The organism is Geodermatophilus sp. SYSU D00708 (assembly GCF_054050115.1).
In genome coordinates, this window is record NZ_JBJGYS010000065.1 from 1 (window position 1) to 723 (window position 723).

Here is a 723-nt window from a genome sequence, read left to right on the forward strand (position 1 = left end):
CGCCGGTGTTGTTGCCCTTGCCCGGCAGCGACAGCACCGCCGTCCCCGGGGTCACCGACAGCCGGCTGGCACCGGCCGACGCCTTCCACGCACCACCCACGTCAGCGGTCCCCAGACCGGCCGAGACCGTGCGCCCGAAGGCGTCGCCGGCCAGGAGCGGCAGCTCGGCGGGGGCGCTGACCTCGACCTGACGGGTCGTCTCGCCGGTGACCCCGCTGTCGTCGGTGACGGTCAGCCGCACCGTGTACGTGCCGCCCACCGTGTAGTCGTGCGCCGCGGTCGCCCCGGTGCCGGTCGTGCCGTCACCGAACTCCCAGGCGTACGAGGCGATCGACCCGTCGGCGTCGGCCGAGGCCGAGCCGTCCACCGACACCTGCAGGCCGGCGGCCGTCGCGGTGAACGCGGCGGTCGGTGCGGCGTTCTCCGGCTCGTCCGCACCCACGGCCATCACCCGGAACCCGGTGACCCGGACGTCGGTGGCGGCGGTGGCGCTGCTGGGCCGGTAGGCGGTGATGCCCACCGAACCGGGCGCCTGCAGCGACGCGGTGCTGTCGGTGCGGACCAGCTGCGCGGCGCCCGGCTCGGCGCTGCCCTCGGCCCACACCGTGGCCTCGATCCGCGTCGTCCCCGACCCCGAGACCTGCACCCGGGCGTTGAGCGTCATGCCCTCGGTGTAGGTCAGCCCCGGCACCACGACCTCGCCCCCGGGCCAGGCCTCGGTGC

The 723-nt window shown here is 75.9% G+C and carries 1 protein-coding gene; it reads right to left on the reverse strand.

The genetic code is table 11. The annotated features are described in order from the left end of the window. Window positions 1-723 (reverse strand): PKD domain-containing protein (locus ACI79D_RS24885; protein ID WP_456921217.1); only part of this gene is annotated, 723 nt, incomplete at both ends.